Annotated in this window: 19 protein-coding genes and 1 pseudogene; 1 reads left to right on the forward strand and 19 read right to left on the reverse strand. The window is 50.2% G+C overall.

Annotated features, from left to right (window positions below; all coding sequences use genetic code 11):
* A pseudogene (locus tag H503_RS0108195) lies at positions 1–278 on the reverse strand (helix-turn-helix domain-containing protein); the annotation flags it as partial.
* A 124-nt stretch (positions 279–402) separates the two neighbouring features.
* Here H503_RS0108195 and H503_RS0108200 point away from each other — a divergent pair.
* Complete coding sequence (locus H503_RS0108200; RefSeq protein ID WP_248604854.1) at positions 403–876, forward strand: hypothetical protein; 474 nt, start codon at positions 403–405, stop codon at positions 874–876.
* 269 nt (positions 877–1,145) lie between these two features.
* Here H503_RS0108200 and H503_RS0108205 read toward each other — a convergent pair whose 3' ends face one another.
* From H503_RS0108205 to ffh, 18 genes are all read right to left on the reverse strand, one after another.
* Positions 1,146–2,342, reverse strand: coding sequence for a pyridoxal phosphate-dependent aminotransferase (locus tag H503_RS0108205; RefSeq protein ID WP_009015563.1), 1,197 nt, complete (start codon positions 2,340–2,342; stop codon positions 1,146–1,148).
* A 12-nt stretch (positions 2,343–2,354) separates the two neighbouring features.
* Positions 2,355–4,013 carry a nucleoside kinase gene (locus tag H503_RS0108210; RefSeq protein ID WP_009015564.1) on the reverse strand — a complete coding sequence of 553 codons (1,659 nt, stop codon included), beginning with the start codon at positions 4,011–4,013 and terminating at the stop codon, positions 2,355–2,357.
* Between the two features lie 74 nt (positions 4,014–4,087).
* Positions 4,088–5,338, reverse strand: a complete 1,251-nt coding sequence (locus H503_RS0108215; protein WP_009015565.1) for a pyridoxal phosphate-dependent aminotransferase — start codon at positions 5,336–5,338, stop codon at positions 4,088–4,090.
* Positions 5,339–5,613: 275 nt separating this feature from the next.
* Positions 5,614–6,042, reverse strand: coding sequence for a hypothetical protein (locus H503_RS11960; protein ID WP_248604855.1), 429 nt, complete (start codon positions 6,040–6,042; stop codon positions 5,614–5,616).
* Positions 6,026–7,591: a type IV pilus biogenesis protein PilM gene (locus tag H503_RS0108225; protein WP_009015567.1), complete on the reverse strand. Its 1,566-nt coding sequence runs from the start codon at positions 7,589–7,591 to the stop codon at positions 6,026–6,028. The genes H503_RS11960 and H503_RS0108225 overlap by 17 nt, the downstream gene beginning before the upstream one ends.
* A gap of 38 nt (positions 7,592–7,629) precedes the next feature.
* Positions 7,630–8,376 (reverse strand): prepilin peptidase, encoded by a 747-nt coding sequence (locus H503_RS0108230; RefSeq protein WP_009015568.1) that lies wholly within the window; start codon positions 8,374–8,376, stop codon positions 7,630–7,632.
* Between the two features lie 12 nt (positions 8,377–8,388).
* Complete coding sequence (locus H503_RS0108235) at positions 8,389–9,915, reverse strand: YifB family Mg chelatase-like AAA ATPase (RefSeq protein ID WP_009015569.1); 1,527 nt, start codon at positions 9,913–9,915, stop codon at positions 8,389–8,391.
* A gap of 66 nt (positions 9,916–9,981) precedes the next feature.
* Complete coding sequence (locus tag H503_RS0108240) at positions 9,982–10,335, reverse strand: YraN family protein (RefSeq protein WP_009015570.1); 354 nt, start codon at positions 10,333–10,335, stop codon at positions 9,982–9,984.
* Between the two features lie 4 nt (positions 10,336–10,339).
* On the reverse strand, positions 10,340–11,152 hold the full coding sequence (locus H503_RS0108245; RefSeq protein ID WP_009015571.1) for a ribonuclease HII: 813 nt from the start codon (positions 11,150–11,152) through the stop codon (positions 10,340–10,342).
* A 206-nt stretch (positions 11,153–11,358) separates the two neighbouring features.
* Complete coding sequence (ylqF, locus tag H503_RS0108250) at positions 11,359–12,231, reverse strand: ribosome biogenesis GTPase YlqF (RefSeq protein ID WP_009016020.1); 873 nt, start codon at positions 12,229–12,231, stop codon at positions 11,359–11,361.
* A 12-nt stretch (positions 12,232–12,243) separates the two neighbouring features.
* Positions 12,244–12,783 carry a signal peptidase I gene (gene lepB, locus H503_RS0108255; protein WP_009016019.1) on the reverse strand — a complete coding sequence of 180 codons (540 nt, stop codon included), beginning with the start codon at positions 12,781–12,783 and terminating at the stop codon, positions 12,244–12,246.
* Positions 12,784–12,873: 90 nt separating this feature from the next.
* Positions 12,874–13,215: a 50S ribosomal protein L19 gene (rplS, locus tag H503_RS0108260; RefSeq protein ID WP_009016018.1), complete on the reverse strand. Its 342-nt coding sequence runs from the start codon at positions 13,213–13,215 to the stop codon at positions 12,874–12,876.
* A gap of 144 nt (positions 13,216–13,359) precedes the next feature.
* Complete coding sequence (gene trmD, locus H503_RS0108265; protein WP_014128132.1) at positions 13,360–14,100, reverse strand: tRNA (guanosine(37)-N1)-methyltransferase TrmD; 741 nt, start codon at positions 14,098–14,100, stop codon at positions 13,360–13,362.
* Complete coding sequence (gene rimM, locus H503_RS0108270) at positions 14,100–14,594, reverse strand: ribosome maturation factor RimM (protein ID WP_035196225.1); 495 nt, start codon at positions 14,592–14,594, stop codon at positions 14,100–14,102. The genes trmD and rimM overlap by 1 nt, the downstream gene beginning before the upstream one ends.
* Before the next feature lie 5 nt (positions 14,595–14,599).
* Positions 14,600–15,007, reverse strand: a complete 408-nt coding sequence (locus tag H503_RS0108275) for a YlqD family protein (RefSeq protein WP_009016015.1) — start codon at positions 15,005–15,007, stop codon at positions 14,600–14,602.
* Positions 15,008–15,020: 13 nt separating this feature from the next.
* Complete coding sequence (locus tag H503_RS0108280) at positions 15,021–15,248, reverse strand: KH domain-containing protein (RefSeq protein ID WP_009016014.1); 228 nt, start codon at positions 15,246–15,248, stop codon at positions 15,021–15,023.
* A gap of 11 nt (positions 15,249–15,259) precedes the next feature.
* A complete protein-coding gene (gene rpsP / locus H503_RS0108285; RefSeq protein WP_016459745.1) occupies positions 15,260–15,532 on the reverse strand; it encodes a 30S ribosomal protein S16 in 273 nt (90 codons plus the stop codon).
* Between the two features lie 28 nt (positions 15,533–15,560).
* Positions 15,561–16,907 carry a signal recognition particle protein gene (gene ffh, locus H503_RS0108290; protein WP_014128129.1) on the reverse strand — a complete coding sequence of 449 codons (1,347 nt, stop codon included), beginning with the start codon at positions 16,905–16,907 and terminating at the stop codon, positions 15,561–15,563.
* Positions 16,908–16,972: the final 65 nt, after the last annotated feature.

Here is a 16,972-nt window from a genome sequence, read left to right on the forward strand (position 1 = left end):
TACAAAAGACTATAGCTCATACCATATTGACAGGCGACAGCCATCATTGACTGTCCGGCATTTACTTGTGAAACCAATTCAAGTTTCTCCTCTGGGGACCATGCCTTGTAATGTGCTTTGTGACACAATGCTTCCGGTCCGCCAGCCTGTTCGATACGATTCCAAGTACGAATCTTGTTACGAAAATTTGCTGTTTTAATTCCTTTAGGTGTTTTTACCCACTTACCTTGACGATAAAGTTCTACACACATCAGCTTAAATTCAGTCGTATAACGCAAAATGTACCCTCCTTACTGGGTGTCCAGTAAAGAGGGTACATTTCAAGGAAACGGTTCTTTTAAAGACTATATCAAAGGTCTTTATATGGCGTCGGCCCAAAAGGCACTGGACCAAGGCGTCAACGTGTCAAAAACGGATTGGATTCAAGTAAGCGATGGAAAAGTCGTTGATATGGATCTATCCCTTTATGCCCTTCTTGCAACGAGACTTAAAGCAGCACCGGCCTTCGATAAACTGGATAGTTCCGCTCCCGAAAATGATGAATTTGGCACGTCGGACGGCACGCCGCGCCACTTCACCCGTTTTTCCATGGACCATCGCACGGACCTTCGCTCCATGGTACCAGATAAGGAAGCACGCCTGATCAACCCCGTTTCCTTCCTTCAGGAAAAGGAAGGAAAAGCGGCACCGCACTGGCGGATCCGTCATGGCAGCCTCGATCGGGATACTGCTCTTGCCATTCCTGCTGAACTTGCCTTACTGCTTCAAAAACGCGGCAAGGACGTTAATTTTGAAGTAGCTTGGGGAAAAGGTCATGCAGGAGATTATGACCTGTCAGAACTGTTTGATTGGCTGGATGGAATCTGCCGCTCGTAATTTCACGTACCCCTTAGGAATGAAAACAGCCCTATATAAAAAACGGAAGAAAGTGGAGAAATCCCCTTTCTTCCGTTTTTTTTATGATCAAAAGTCTTGATTTTAAGGAAACGATCTCTTGCCATTAGCCTTTTTCCATATAGTACCGGCGGCAGCCATTGAAAAGGGTGGACGGAAAAGAATCATGCGTTCTTTCCCGCCACCTTATTACAACGGCCTTTTTAGGTTGTGTTCATAGCTCCCGCCATGCTGCGGCACGCAGATGCGCCTTACAGAGTCCGTCCTGGATACTGTTTCAAGCCTTCGGCAAGGATATGCATGGCTTTTTTGAGGTCTTCACAGTTGAGGACGTAAGCAATGCGGCATTCGTCGCGGCCCCGGTCCGGAGAAGATACATAGAAGCCATTTCCTGGCGTAATCATGACCGTTTCATTATCGATGGCAAAATCGGTGAGGAGCCATTGGGCAAACTTTTCGATGTTGTCAACAGGCAATTTGACCATGACATAAAAAGCCCCTTTCGGTTCGGACGAAATGACGCCAGGCATAGCAGAGAGGGCTTCCTTCAGGGTATCGCGGCGGCGCGTATATTCATTGCGCACCTCTTCCCAATAAGAAGCCGGTGTCGTATAAAGCCCCGTTGCCCCGGCCTGATCCAATTGGGAAACAGAAAGACGTGCCTGGCAGCATTTAAGGAGCTGGGCACTGAGTTCCTTGTTCTTGGTCATCACGCAGCCAATCCGGGCCCCACACGCACTGTAGCGTTTAGAAACAGAATCGATCATGATAAGGTGCTCTGCCAGTTCCGGCATGGTGCCAAAGCTCTTATATTCGCCATCATAGACAAATTCACGATAAACTTCATCGGCAATAAGGGCAAGGTCATGTTTGCGGACGATGCGGCTGATAAGAGCCATTTCCTGTTCCGTATAAATGACGCCCGTCGGGTTTCCTGGGTTTGAAATCAGAATGGCCCGCGTCCGGGAATTGATGTGCTTTTCGATCTCGGCTTCACTGGGCAGGTGGTACCCATCGTGTGCTGACGTGGGAACGCCGCTGATTTCAACATTATAAGCACCGACAAAGCTCTTATAGTTGGCATAAAAAGGTTCAAACATAAGGATGTTGTCGCCAGGATCGCAGGTCGTCATGACGGCAAAGGCAATGGCTTCGCTGCCGCCATTGGTTACATAGATGTCATCTAGATTGTAGTCCATCCCCCAGTCATGGTAATACTTCTGGATAGCCTTGATCAGGCCTTCCTGTCCCTGGGACTTACCATATTCAAGCACAGCCGGATGGAACTTTTTCACGGCGTCAAAGAAGCTGTCCGGCGTTGCAATATCAGGCTGACCAATATTCAAATGGTAGATCTTGCGTCCTGCCTTCTCTGCTGCATTGGCCATTGGTGCCAGCTTACGAATGGGGGAAGTGGGGATTTTTTTTGTGCGTTCAGAAATATACATGAGCCTTCTCCTTTACAATAAATCTCCAAATACAGAATGGCCGATGAACTCGCGAATGATGGAGTTGTTGGGAATGGGCTCATCATCAATCGGTTCAACGATACTCAGCATACTTTTCAGTTTGGATGCCACCGTGTACTCTGCTGTATCTGGCTGGATCCGTTCCAATAAGGGGTAAGCATACTTCTTGAAGACTGCCAGTTCGTAGATAAGGGTCGTATTAAAGAGGATGTCGGCTTCTTCACTGAAAGGAAAAATATATTTTTCCTCTCCGGCCCTCACCTTATGCCAATTTTGGATTGTTGTGATAGCATCGTGGGACCGGAAGAGTGAATCCCGCACCATCCGGCGCAAGAGACGCATATCCGTTGTGGGAATCCGGTTGTAGTCATCAAAGGAAAGGGGCGTCAGGGCACTGATGTAGATCTTCATCTTTTCCCGGCGCGGTACGGATGACGAGACCGCTTCGTTGAGACCATGGATTCCTTCTACAATAAGGACACCGTCATCTCCCAACTGTTCCTTTTGGTCCCGGTAGCTCCGGGTCCCCGTGTGAAAGCTGAAATGAGGAATGGTTACAGTTTTTCCTTGAAGAAGCTCGTGAAGCTGCTCGTTGAAAAGATCCGTATCAAGGGCACCCAAGGATTCAAAATCATAACTTCCATCAGGAAGACGCGGCGTATCCTTGCGTTCCTTGAAATAGTTATCCATGGAAATCGGGATGGGTCGCATGCCATTGACGCGCAGCTGAACGGCCAGACGCTGGGAAAAAGTTGTTTTTCCCGATGAGGATGGACCAGCAATGAGGACTAACCGAACCCCCCGCTCCTCACTGGCAATGGCATCCGCAATCTGGGCAATCTTTTTTTCATGCTGTGCTTCACAGGCCAGGATGATTTCCCGGCTGTTGCCCCGTTTGATGAACTGGTTCAGGGCAGCAACCGTCGGACAATGCAGACGCTGCCCCATCTTTTCAGAATCGGCATAGACCGCAGCCAATTTATCCCGGCGAGCAAATGGTTCAAGGCGGTCATAGTGTCCCCTTTTTCCATAACGCAGGAGGATTCCCGACCCCATTCGGATCAGTTCAAATTCCTTAAGATAGCCCAAATGAGGCAAAAGGGGGTTCACGAAATAGGCACTCACTCCGTCCAGTTCATAAACTGGAATCTCCACATCATCCGGCAAGGCAGACAGAAGCGGCGCCTGATCACAATAAAAACGAGGTTTTACATAGGACCAGGCTTCCTGCTTTTTCTTAAAGGAAAGCGTGATGGGGGTCTTTTCCTGGATCATAGCTTTCATCTCGGCAGCCACATCGGCCAGGTCGTAATCGCTGAGGACAATCTTATTCTTGATGTCGCAATAAAGTGCATTGCCAAACGTATTCTGCACTTCCAGCATAACCTGCGGACGAGCTCGGTTCATGGCAGCAATAAGGACAAACAAAAAAGTGCTGATGTACGTATTATAACTCTCCACACTGTTCATATCAAGGAAACAAATTCGATCCCCTTCCTGAGGAATCATTTGCAAGGGAACTTCCCGTCCGTTCAGGACTCCCAAGGCAATAGGAGTATCATACGCTGCCTGATAGTCAGGAGCAATGTCCACTAATGGTGTACCTTCTTGATAATTTCTTTGTTTTCCATCGGGTCCAACGAGTTGCATCGAATCAGCTCCTTCTAAAGTTATCGCGTTAAGGAAAAAGGGGTGCTGCCTCACGCAACACCCCTTTGACGAACTTATTCACCAACGGCATCCATGGCTTTCTTGATTTTCTTGGCCATACCGTAGATTTTACTGAGCGGTGTACAGCAAAGTCCAACACGGACACCAGCTGCAAGCGGCACACAGAAGATATTGTCTTCATGGAGCTTATTGCAGACTGCCTCCGAATCCTTTGCCGGGATGGACAGGAAGAAGCCGGAAATATAAGGCATCATCTTGAGGCCGCATTCCTGGGCTTCCCTCGTGAAGACATCGCCCCGTTCCTGAATCATCTTATAGTAATGGTTCCGTTCTTTCTGGATATCATCCAGAAGCTTTTTGTCCTTGTAGATGGTGGCAAGCGTATCCATGGCACCGCGGTTGCAGTTGGACCAGGTGCTGCGGCTCGTAAACTTATTGACGTCCACGAATTCCTGGATCTGATCCTTGCTGGAAGAAACACCGATGAGGGCGCCGCTGCGCTGTCCATACATGGAAAAGCTCTTGGAAAGGCTGTAGCAGATCAAGACAAAAATATTTTCTGGCAAATGGCTGAGCTTCTTGAAGATCTTGCGGACCTCTTCCCTTTCACCGGCATAGTCAATATAGGCTACATCAAGGGCAAGGACAGCCTTTTTATTTGTTCCCTTGATGGAATCTTCCAACATGTGAAGCACATTTTCAATATCTTCCGGCGTCAGGCTGAATCCTGTCGGATTATGGGCCGGCGTGTTGATGATGACAAGGACACGGTCCTGTTTCTTGAGAAGCTCCTGTACTTTTTCCCGAAGTCCTTCCAAATTGAACCGGTGGTCTTCTGTCACCATGGGATAGGTGTCAAAATTGCGGTTCATATCGCGGCACATGGTCTTGTAAGGGCCCCAATACCAAGCGCTTGTAAGCACCGTATCACCAGGCATCGTGTAGTTCCAGATGCAGTGATGGACGGCACCGCTGCCGCCAGCGGTTGCAACTGCAGCCGTGTAGCAGCCATCCGGACGGGACTGGCCAAAACAGGCACCCTGGACAAGATCCAGGAATTCCGGGAGTCCTGTAATAGGTGCGTATCTAAACAGTTCCGCATCGGACAAACTATGATAGACTTTGGCAACCGTCGGCAGTACAACAAAATTGCCATCATTATCCAGCATCACGCCAATCGTGGAATTTGTGACCTTATCTGCGCCAATTTCCTTGATCCGATTCTGGGCCGCTTCGCTGGCACCAAAAATACGGTCCTTTGCTGATTTCCCTTGTGCATGCGGTGCTACACAGCTGATTGACATAGAATAAATCCTCCCCTCGATGTGGGCCTTTCCGTGCCCAATCCATCTTACATGGAACTCATTATATAACGAATATTTATAGGGCATAGCGCTCTATTGTTTATTATCTCATCATTTGGGATTTTGGTCAATCGTTAGGGAAATGATTCTATATCGTTACAATTTCCGTTGCAAAGTGAACAATTTTAGTTTGAAATATCAACTTATTCCCTTTTTCGCTCCGTTTCAAGAGGGTTTCCTCCGCGTGCATGCCTTGTCCTTTTTGCTCAAAGAGTTCAAAAAAAAACCAAGATTTCAAAATAGCTTCCTTCTAAAGAAAGCTCGACAGTCTGTGCCATGACGCCATTTTTTTCCTTTACAGGACCCGAACGAAGAAAAAGCAGGCGACAGCCGCTTGCCTCCCCCCATTGAGTCAGTGCCTGAAGGATTTGGGAAGTAGAACGCTCAGGAGGGACCTCTTTTTCCAAGGCCGCAAGCTGACCATAAAGACGATTTTCCCTTTCCGCGTCATAATGACGATAAAAAAACAAGACCTCCTGATTCTCTTTACGAAGCTGCTGCAGAAATCCATAACGGGGATAAAAGAATGCGCCCTCCACAAAAAGAAACATAAGAAAGGTCACGCAAAAAAGCAGGAAGGCTCCCATAAGACCTTTGGGAAGGCTTTGCTTCACAAAAAAGCAGGACTCAGTCCGTTCCATCATGGGTCCTTCCTTTCTCCAAATGGATCAAGACAGTAAAATCAAGGGCCTTACCTGTCTTATCCTGGCTATCTTTGCCTTCCATATCTCCCAGCGTCACTTTTTTGACCGCAGGCAAACGGGAAAGATCCTTCGTCCAAATAAACAGAGGCTGCCGCTTTCTTGTCTTTCCCCTGATTTCAAGGATGGCACCTTTGGATGAGCGGCGGTCCTCCACGCTTTCAAGAACACATTCACTGGGAAGGCTTGTGCCCAGTTCCGTCAAAAGAGTGTGCCAAGACAGCGTCCGTTTTTCCGCCTCTGAAAGAAGTTCTGTCAAAGTATGGATGCTTTGTTCCGTCCTCCGATGCTGAAAAAGCCGGTCTTTCCAAAGGGAAATCGCCCGCTTTTGCTCGAGAAGCTGCTTTTTTTCATGGACAAGGTAAAGATGAGACGAAAAAAGAAAAACGGCCAAAACGCAAGTCATAGCAGCAAGGGCCCTTGTCAAAGGCTCTATAAAACGACGAGGAAGCCACTTTTCCTTATCACGTCCGGCTTGCAGATCAAGATAATAAGGGGGACTTCCTTTCTGTGCGGCTCCTAGAAGGGGTAGGATCTTCTGTCGGTCAAGCTTCCAGTGCGCCTGTTCAAAACGCTCTGCAGCCATGCCAAAACCGGAGCTTGGGAAATTGTGTACGGCAAGGGACGTCACTTCAGCAAGGGTGGAAAGGAAGGCGTCCTCAGCTTCCTTTTCTCCCCATACGAAAAGATCCGTAAAGGAAAGCTCCATGGCTTCATCCAAATAAGAGGTGAGATGCTTGACTTGGGATTTCCAGCGCTGAGCCTCTTCTTCCGGGGAAAGGCCAGCAGCCTTTTCCTTTTCATAATAGGGTCCATAGACTTTGGCAGATGGCAAGGTGTCCCAGGTTTCACTCGCTATGGGGAGTCCTTTTTCATAGGCAGTCAAGGTTCCACCCGTCCCTTCTCGGGAAAGAACAAGGGCCGTCCCGCGTTCCGTCTCAGGAAGGAGCCGCCCCAGGGACAGTGCCATTGGTTCAATTTTTACCAAGCAGCAGGAAAGCATGTCTGCAAGACATTCAAAAAACTCCAGTTCCACAAGAGGCGCCGCGGCGATGAGGGCGGAAAGAGGCGATCCTTTTTTCCCCATGACTTCAAGGACTGGTCCGAAGGTTCCTTCTTCATACGGGACATACTGGAGAGCCTCCCATAATACGGCATCCTTCCACTCCTTTTCCGGCAGTTCCGGGAGTTCCAACTGAGAGAGGAACCCATCCCCATGGGAAAGGACAATAGCAAGGGCCTTCAAAGGAATGCCTTTATGCTGACAGATTTCCCGAATAAGCGCCGCCATGGCACCCGGATCATCCCAGCGTTTCTTTCCAGATAATGGAGGGGGCAAAGCAGCCGCTGCATAACGCTGGATTTCATAGGTTTCGCTTCTTCCCTTTGCGAACGCCGCAAGACAAAGAGCTTCCTTTTGAAGGAAGAGAACCGTCATCTTTTGCGGATAGGGACGAAACAGATTAAGAAAGTAAAGCAAAATGGCATGCATGGGAACGTCTCCTTACAACAGGGCGTAGTGGAAAGGGATTAGAACAAAAAGAGCTGGAAATAAAGACGGGCCACATCAGGACGCACGAAAAGAAAAAAGGCAGCCGTGCACAAAAATGGGGCAAATGGCAGAGGATCTCGCCACTTACGGCGGCCCAAGGCCATCATCAGGGCGGAAAAAGCAATGCCTAAGAGAGAGGCAAGAAAAAGGGTCAGGAGACTGCGCTCCCCATCAAGAAAAAGGCCGAGGGAAAAAGCGAGGGTTACATCACCAAAACCCATGCGGCCGCGGGATAAGCCATAAATCATCCACAGCGGAAGTCCCAAAAACAAGCTGCCTCCCACCATACGAAAGAAGGATGCACCGAACAAAAGATGGAATAGAGCCCCGCCAATCAAAAAGAGGAGGGATGCATCATAGACAAATTTTTCCTTCCCATCCATGACCGAAATGAGAACAAGAAAAGAAAAGAGATAAAAAGTAAGAAAAAGCAAAGGAGATGGAGCAGTGCCCCTTCCAAGGAGGGCAAAAGAGCCCCCCATCCCGACTTCCCACCATAAGAGATCCTTTTTAAGCGGCGCTAGACAGTAGCGGCAGCGGCCGCCGAGGCGAAGATAGCTCCACAGCGGGATTAAATCAAAAAAGCCCAGCCGATGACCGCAGGCATCACAATGAGAAGCTGGAAAAAAGAGGCTTTCCCCACGCGGAAGCCGGTCCGCGCAAAGTGCGAGGAAGCTTCCCGTGCAAAGTCCTGCAAGAATATAAAAAAGGGTCAGAAGCATCATGCAATTCCTTCCTCAAGACTGAATGCTGGTCCGCAGCTGAATGGCTTCCCCCAAATGGGATTCATCTATTTTTTCGGCTTCATCCAAGTCAGCAATGGTTCGGGCGACCTTGATGATTCGGTCGTGGCTTCTTGCACTGAGCCCCAACGCCGTAAAATAGGATTCCAGCATCTTTTCAGCGCCCTCCGTAAGGGGACAAAAAGCCTTCACTTCCCTACGACCCATACTGGCATTGCAGAACTTATGGGTCCCTCGGAGCCGTTCCTGCTGCCGCGCCCGGGCGGCAACCACGCGCTTTCTGATAGCGGCTGAACTTTCCGTTGGGCGGGTCCCCTTCATTTCCTTGTACTGCAGACGGGGCACGTGGATCTGGATGTCAATGCGGTCCAAGAGAGGCCCGCTGATCTTTTTCTGGTAACGCTGGATATCCCCGGGCCGGCAAGTACACTGATGGATGCCGTCCTCTTCTCCCCAAAAGCCGCAGGGGCAGGGATTCTGGGCTGCTACCAAGATGAAATCAGCAGGGAAAGTCAGTGTTGCCTGAACGCGGCTGATGGTAACAATCCGGTCCTCCAGCGGCTGCCGGAGAACCTCCAGGGAACTGCGAGTAAATTCCGGCAGTTCATCAAGAAAGAGTACCCCATGATGACTTAAGGTCACTTCCCCCGGTTTGGGGATACTGCCGCCGCCTATAAGGGCACTGTTTGAAACCGTATGATGAGGACTGCGAAAGGGTCGTTCCATGACAATGCCATGGCGATGACTGAGGAGACCAGCAATACTATAGATTTTTGTAACCTCAAGGGCTTCTTCCTCAGTCATAGGCGGCAGAATGGTCGGAAGACGCCGTGCCAGCATAGTCTTACCTGCGCCAGGCGCGCCTACCATAAGGATATTATGTCCGCCGGCGGCTGCGATTTCGAGGGCCCTTTTGGCCACGACCTGTCCTTGGACATCGGAAAAATCGACAGTTGTCGGAATTTCCTCTTCAGAAAACCGCAGGCATTTTTTTAACGGCAAAAGTGCCGCTTCCCCTTTGAGATGACGGACAATCTCACTTAAATGATGGGCCGTAAAAACATTGATGCCATCTACGAGTTCCCCTTCCTCGGCATTGCCTGCGGGAATAAAGATGCTTCCCCGCCCTTCGTCCCGTGCTCGTAAAATCATGGGCAGAATACCGCTCACCGGCCGCAGGGACCCATCAAGGGCGAGTTCACCTACAAAGACAGGGGCATCATCCTTAGGCAGTTCCAATCTTGCCTGGGCAGCCAGGATACCTATGGCAATGGGCAGATCGAGACCGGATCCGTCTTTTTTTAGATCGGCAGGAGCAAGGTTGACCGTAATATGCTGATCGGGAAACTTGCAGCTTGAATTCTTGATGGCACTGCGGACACGCTCCCGGGATTCCTTGACAGCTGTATCAGCCAGTCCCACAATTTCAAAATTAAACTTTCCATTGGCCACATCAACCTCAACAACAATCATTTCGCCATTGATGCCGCAAGTCGTTTCTCCCCATGTCCGTGCGTACAATATCGTCACTCCTTCTTTGGGACAAGCTGCCTAAAAACAGTCAACAGGTCTCGCCTTTGTTCCCGGTTACAAATAGTTTTTTAAATGATTGAGCTGAAAATGGCCAAAGAGCATCATGATTTCAATGACGTCATAGCGGATCCGGTCGCCGGGGCGTTTATGGTCCTGCAGATACTCATAGGCGGTTTCCCTGATGCGAGCGGCTTTTTCCTCCGTAACGGCATCGCGGGGTCTGCCATAAAGGTCAGTTCGGCGGCTCTTGACTTCAACAAAGACAAGCAGATGCCCCTTGCGGGCCACAAGATCAAGTTCCCCATGACTGGAACTGTAGTTTTGGGCCTCAATGATATACCCTTGATGCCGGAGATAGGCCGCGGCTGCCCGCTCCCCCCAGCGGCCGAAACGAGTCCGTTCGTGCATCGCGCTATTTGAGCTTCAGGAGCTTGTCTTCGCTGATGGCAGGCGGTAAGGCGAGCCGGCTGGCAAGTCCCTTGATGGGTTCATAGGTCCTACGGTGCCACGGCGTTACACCCAAGGCCGCAAGGGCATCCAAATGGGCCTTTGACCCATAGCCTTTATTCGAAGAAAAGCCATATCCCGGATAGGTCTGATCGAGTTCCACCATGATACGGTCACGGGTCACCTTCGCAATGATGGAAGCGGCCGCAATCGCCGCACTGCGGGCATCACCATGAACAAGATCCTTCACGGGAATACCGACCAGGGAAAGTGGCATAGCATCGGTCAGTGCTGCATCCGGGGCTGCTGAAAGATGAGTCAGACACATCTGCATGGATTGTTTTGCCGCCTGATAGATATTAAGCGTGTCAATTTCCTGCGGCCCTAGGATGCGAACCGTCACGGCAAGTGCCTGCTGCAAGATTTCGTCATAAAGTGCCTCTCGGCGTTTCGGAGGGACTTTCTTGGAATCATTGAGTCCCGGCAGGTCAATTTCATGGGGCAGGATAACGGCAGCTGTTACCAAGGGGCCTGCTAACGGCCCTCGACCCGCCTCATCGGTTCCAGCGACATGGACAAATCCTTGTTCCCAAAAGATCCGTTCCGGTTCCATAAGGGCAGCAAGGCGCTCCTTTTCCGCCGCCATGCGGGCACACCGTTTATCATAGGACGCAAGGAGGCGCTGGACCCCTTTCCGTTCATCCCTGCGCCAGACAGCAAGATCCTCCTTAGCAGGCATATGAGAAAGGGCGGCTTTTATTTCTGCAATGGAATGCATCTCATCATCTTCCTTTTCTTTCTGGTTGAGTGGTCCAAGGACCTTATGGGCGTCATTATATCATGAATCCAGGGCTATGTGGGGTGCTTTGGCTGAATGGGTCTCCAAGCGTGCTAAAAGTCCTTTTTCAAGGGATGAACGGCCCTAATGAATTGTTTTATCAAAAAGCAAAAAGACTGCTGCACAAAAAGTACAGCAGTCTGCGTTTAGGGTTCTTCCAGTGTCATGGGACCCAATTTCCCAAATTTAAAATCGCGGAGAAAAAGATCGACAACCTTGGAACGGTTTACTTCCCCACCGCTCTTTAAGGCACCCCGTGCCCGGCCGATTTTATCAAGGAGGGATTCGGCCGTATCCATCTCTTCCACGGCAATGCCATAAGAGGCACCCAGTTCCTGAGGATACCGCTTTTTAAGGCGCAAGAGCAGAATGGAGGCAGCCATTTCCCGATCAAAGACGTCTTCCTTGATGGCGCCTGTCACAGCAAGGTGAAAACCGGTTTCCACCTTTTCAAACTTTGGCCAAAGCACGCCAGGCGTATCAAGAAGTTCTAGATTCTTTCCAATTTCCACCCATTGTGTATTGCGGGTCACGCCGGGACGATTCTGGGCCGCCGCCTTGTTTTTTCCCAAGATGCGATTGATAAGTGTCGATTTTCCTACATTAGGGATCCCCACAATCATGATTCGGATGGGATGGTTCCGCACGCCTTTTTTCAGCCACTTATCAATTACCGGCTGTCCGGCTTCCCGCATTGCCGTCAGAAGGGCTTTGACCCCGCGTCCTTTTTGGCAGTCAACTTCCAAAGCCTTAAGGCCCGCTTCCTTGAAATAGGTAAGCCAGGCCTTGGTGGCAAGGGGGTCAGCCATATCCGTTTTGTTTAGGGCTACAATCTTTACCTTACTGCCAATGAGTCCTTTAAGGAGCGGGTTGGCACTTGCCCGAGGAATGCGAGCATCAAGGAGCTCAACGACGACATCAACCATCCTAAGCTCGCTTTCCATCTGCCGTTTGGCCTTTGTCATATGACCGGGGAACCACTGGATCGTAAAGGCATAGCCTTCCAAAAGTTCTGGCATGAATTCCCCTCCTTACGGCAGGGCCTTGAATTCCGAGAAAGGCCAAAAGACAACACTGGCCTTTCCTTTCACAAGGGACAGATCAACAAAACCCACATCAGCATAACGACTGTCTTCGGAATTGTTGCGGTTATCGCCCATAACAAAAATAAATCCCTTAGGGACCGTCACCTTTCCGTAATTGGTATGAAAGGGCTCCTTGATATAGCTTTCATCAATGGCTTCCCCATTGACGAAGGTCTTGCCATCTCGGATTTCAATGGTATCCCCGCCAACAGCAATGACACGCTTGATGAAATCACGCCGCGTATCACTGGGGTACTTGAAGACAATGATTTCCCCCCGCTGCGGCTCACGCAGGTAGTAAACCAGCTTATTGACAATCAGACGTTCTTCATTCTGCAGGGTAGGCCGCATGGACGGACCGGAAACCATATAGGGCTCGACCAGAAAAGTTCGGATTCCCAGAGCCAGGACCACAGCGATGATAATGGAAAACAGCCAGTCACTGGCAGTATCCTGCCAGGATTTCTTTTCTTTTTCTTCACTCATGGATTTCACCTGTTTCTAACATGATACAGCAACATGTCTCTCGTATACAAAAAAAGAGGACTGCAGGACAGCCCCCTTTTCGTTTTCCAATTAGCGGCGCTCCTTGATGCGGGCAGCTTTACCCGTAAGTTTGCGCAAGTAGTACAGTTTGGCTCTCCGAACAATACCACGATGGGAAACAGTAATCTTTTCCAGACGCGGAGAATGCACGGGGAACGTTCTTTCTACACCAACACCGGATGCGATACGGCGGACGGTGAACATTTCACGGACACCAGTACCGTTGCGGGAGATACAGACACCTTCAAATAACTGAACACGTTCACGGTTTCCTTCAACAACCTTGACGTATACTTTCAGGGTATCGCCGGGACGGAAGTCAGGAATGTCGGAACGCAGCTGTTCCTTTTCAATTGCTTCGATAACGTTCATTTACTAGTTCCTCCTCAGAATCCAAGACGTTCATGTCTAGCCACGTGCTAACAGCGGACCGCCCGTTAATGCATACGCTGTATTATACCATAAGGGAAAACCCCATGCAAGAAGTTTTCCTCCCTGGTAAGGGCTGCAGCTGCCCTATTTTTTGTGCCGTTCTCCAAGCATCTCAAGAAAGAGCCGGCCGTCTCCTTTTTGCCACGTCATTGTCGAAAAAAGATCCGGACGGTGCTGGAGCGTGGCTTCAAATTCTTTCTTACGGCGCCAGGCACCAATCTTTTCGTGATCTCCAGATAGGAGAATATCCGGCACTTTTTTCCCCTCATAAGAAATGGGCCGCGTGTACTGAGGATGCTCCAAAAGGGAACCGGAAAAAGAGTCCTCTTCGGCGCTCACCAGTTTTCCCAGAACGCCTGGCACGAAACGAGCGACCGCGTCCATAACGGAAAGCGCGGGTAATTCACCGCCTGTCATGACAAAATCCCCTACGGATAGGCGCAGATCAGCTTCCTCTAGGATCCGCTCATCGAACCCTTCATAATGGCCGCAAAGAAAAATAAGATCCCGGCCAGCTCGGGAAAGAGCGGTGACGCGTGCTTGGCAAAGAGTTTCACCTACAGGCGTCAGCGCAGCCACAAGTGCATCCGGGGCGAGGCACCTGGCTTTTTCAAGAGCCGCCAGATATGTGTCCACACGCAGGACCATGCCGGCACCGCCGCCGCAGGTTGTATCGTCAACGCTGCGGTGGCGGTCCGTCGCATAATCACGGGGATTGACGCAAAGAACCTCAATGAGGCCTTCTTTTTGGGCCCGTCCCAAGATACTCACGGAAGCGGCGCCTGCAATGAGTTCAGGGAACAAGGTAATAAAAACAAATTTCATCAAATCCACTCCGGCAGTTTAGCAACAACCTTATGCTCTGCCCAATCGATGGTAAGGATGTTCTCCTTGATGGCGGCAAGGAGAATCTCCTCGCCTGTCGGGGAAGCAATCACAAAAACATCGGTACTGCCCGGGGAAATGACATCCTTTACGGTGCCAAAGGCTTCCCCGTCAGGACTTTCGACAGCAAATCCCAAGATATCCCGCACATAGAACTGTCCTTTCGGCAAGGGAGGAAGTTCCTTGGGGGAAATGACAAGCTGACGGCCCCGCAGGGCTTCGGCTTCGTCCATATTGGTGATTTCCTTCACCATCATGAGATAGACATTTTTATGCTGCCGAACGGAAACAACCGTGAGATCCCGTCCATCATCAAGATGGACAATCTTCATCTTGGCATAGCGCTGCGGCTGGTCGGTCAGGGGCATGATACGAAATTCGCCCCGCACACCATGCGGGGCGACGATTTTGCCAATCACAATTTGCTGTTCCATGGTCATCACGCCCGAAATGCAATGACCTTGCCGTCTTCAACGACAATTTCAGCGCCCATGAGAGCTTCCAGATCGGACCCTATGGTAATTTCCACGGAACGCTCCAATGTGCCGTGACCGATTTCGCTACCGATTTCGAGGTTTTCTGCTCGTTCCAGTTTATCTTTAAGCTCCTGGAGAGCATGGCCACGTTGGTTCTTTTCGTATTCAATCTGGTCCCGCATGCTGGCAACCAGCTGGGGAGCGGCGCCGGCATTGTTATCCAAGGCCTTTTTGGCACTGAATTGGAACCGTTCAAAATCAAGTTCAGCAGCCTGGACCTGGCGTTTCATATCGGCAATCAGTTGTGCCTTCAGATCTTCCGTCACCTTCGCCTTAATGGTTACAGGGACTTTTACGATCATTTTATCCATGGTTTGCCCACCTTTAATCAATATCGACGATCACTTTGACATTTTCACGGGTGGCCGCGGCCTTCATGACCATACGGATGGCTTTTGCAATCCGGCCTTGCTTGCCGATGACCTTACCCATATCATCGGGTGCCACGTGGAGTTTAAGAACGACAGTGGAACCACGCCTTTCTTCCTCCACCTGCACCTCGGAGGGATGATTGACGATAGCCTTAGCAATGACTTCAACTATCTCTTTCATAGGTCTCCTCCTTATTTCGCAGCCTTCTTGTCAGCCAGTTTGGTCATGAGGCCTTCCTTGCTGAACATGGAGCGAACCGTATCCGTCGGCTGTGCGCCTTTCATCATCCAGCTCAGAGCCTTTTCCTCATCAATCTTTACAACAGCAGGATCGACGTTGGAATCGTAGGTCCCAACCGTTTCAATGATGCGGCCATCACGCGGAGCGCGTTCATCGGCAACAACGATACGATAGAAGGGTCTTTTCTTAGCACCCATACGTTTCAGACGAATTTTTACTGCCACAATTTTCACCTCCTTAAAGGAATTTGATTTATTGCATGAAAGGCAGTTTGAATCTGCCTTTCCGTGCATACTTGTTCATCCCCTGCATGGTCTTCATGAGCTTCTTGCTCTCTTCAAACTGCTTGAGCAAGCGATTGACATCCTGGACACGCTGGCCACAGCCCGCGGCAATGCGCTTACGACGGGACCCGTTGATAATGCGGGGATTCTGCCGCTCCTTCGGAGTCATGGACGTGATGATGGCCTCCAACCTGCGGACTTCCTTGCCATCAAGATCCACGCCTTCAAACTGCTTGCTGAATTTTCCCATGCCGGGAATCATGCTCAGGATGGATTCCAAGGAACCCAGCCTCTTGACCTGTTTCATTTGGTCAAGGAACATATCGAGGGTGAACTCGTTATGTTTCATTGACTCAGCCAGTCTCTTGGCCGAATCAACATCAATGGCCTCTTGGGCCTTTTCTATGAGGGATAGGACATCCCCCATTCCAAGGATGCGGGAAGCCATGCGGTCCGGATAAAATGGCTGGAGTGCATCCAGCTTTTCACCCATACCTACAAACTTCACCGGGCAATCGGCTACGGATTTGACGCTGAGAACAGCACCACCGCGAGCGTCGCCATCAAGTTTCGTCACAATAAGGCCCGTAATCCCAAGGGCTTTATTGAAGGCCTCTGCAACCGTCACGGCATCCTGTCCCGTCATTGCGTCGACGACAAGAAGGATTTCATCTGGATGAACCGCGGTTTTGATGTTTTTCAGCTCATCCATGAGCTTTTCATCAATATGCAATCGCCCGGCTGTATCGATGAGGACCGTATCGCACAAAAGGGCATTGGCCCTTTTGATGGCCTCTTGGGCAATCGTCACAGGGGAGACCTCACTGCCCATGGAAAAGACTGGCATGTCCAGTTCCTTTCCAATGACTTCGAGCTGGGTAATGGCAGCGGGACGATAAACGTCACCAGCAACCATGAGCGGCTTCTTTCCATTTTTGCGGAGGTAATTGGCCAGCTTTCCGATGGAAGTAGTCTTACCTGCACCCTGAAGCCCGGCAAGCATGATCACCGTAGGTGGATTCGAGGAAAATTGGAGCTTGCTCTGTTCCCCGCCTAAAAGGGCTATCAGTTCCTCGTGGACGACTTTGACGATATATTGACCAGCGGTCAGGTTAGGATCAATTTTTTGACCTTGCACCCGTTCCTTGATCTTTGTGGTAAATTCCTTGACAACCTTGAAATTGACATCTGCTTCCAAAAGGGCCAACCGCACGTCCCTCAAGGTTTCCTTAAGGTCCTGCTCCGTAACGGTCTTTTGGCCGCGAATCTTTTGGATGGCTGCCGTCAATTTATCGGTCAGCATTTCAAAAGCCATGGTGTACCTGCTTTCTGTCTGGCCGTGGGACCTCTAGGTCCTTTACCGACTTATGTAGTATAGCG

It is taken from the genome of Acidaminococcus intestini DSM 21505, assembly GCF_000425045.1.
Classification (GTDB): Bacteria; Bacillota; Negativicutes; order Acidaminococcales; family Acidaminococcaceae; genus Acidaminococcus; species Acidaminococcus intestini.